The 817-nt window shown below is 65.9% G+C and carries 2 protein-coding genes; both read right to left on the reverse strand.

Annotated features, from left to right (window positions below; all coding sequences use genetic code 11):
• A partial coding sequence (locus VQ03_RS30570; RefSeq protein ID WP_048454706.1) for a nuclear transport factor 2 family protein occupies nucleotides 1–344 on the reverse strand: 344 nt, incomplete at its 3' end.
• 167 nt (nucleotides 345–511) lie between these two features.
• The coding region (locus VQ03_RS30575) for an SDR family oxidoreductase (protein ID WP_048454705.1) at nucleotides 512–817 on the reverse strand (306 nt) is incomplete at its 5' end.

Genomic DNA, 817 nt, shown 5'->3' on the forward strand with positions numbered 1-817 from the left:
GGCTGCAGCGGAAGACCCGGCAGTTCCTGGTGGACCGTGAGGTAGCAAATCGAGCTGGCGGCCGTCTCTGACGCGACCTCGACGATAACATTCGAAACCGAGTGCCAAGTACGCGGCGTGTCGTCGACGTGATGCCGGAGGTTCGTCCTCAGGAAGCGGGCAATCGCGTCGCGCCCTTCCACAATGAGGTCTCCGACCTTGAACCTGGCGCGCGCCAGCAGGTTGGCGTTCGCATCGACCAATCCGTAGTCGAGGTTTTGGGCATAGGTGGCCAACAGGCGACGGACCTCGCTTTCGGCGACGAGCCGGTCGATGGCGCTCGGGAAGGCAGCATCGGTGATCATGGATCTTCCTTTCTCACGTGGTTGGGGGGCTTGGTGCACGATGGCCGCACGGTGCCATCGGTGCCGCCGACACGGGCGGGAATGGGCCGCCGGCATGCCACACGATGATCGCATGGGGGCGAGCGCGATCACGCTCGCTCGATTGTGGTGGGACAGAGTGCGGTCGATCAGACTTGTGAGGCGCCGCCATCGGCGAACAGTTCCGTGCCGTTGACGTAGCTGGCGGCGTCGCTGGCCAGGAACGCCACCGCACGTCCGATTTCCTCCGGCTCGCCGATGCGTCCGAGCGTGCTGCGCTCCGCGAGGAATGAGAGGGCGGCATCCGCCTCCTCGGGGCTTGCGAAGATCCCCTTCAGCGAAGGGGTGTTCACCGGCCCGGGGCTGAGGAGGTTGATGCGGATGCCGCTTCCCTTGATGTCGAGCACCCAGCTTCGCACCAGGGCGCGCAGGGCGGCCTTGGTCGCCCCGTAGAC

It is taken from the genome of Methylobacterium tarhaniae, from assembly GCF_001043955.1.
Taxonomy (GTDB): domain Bacteria; phylum Pseudomonadota; class Alphaproteobacteria; order Rhizobiales; family Beijerinckiaceae; genus Methylobacterium; species Methylobacterium tarhaniae.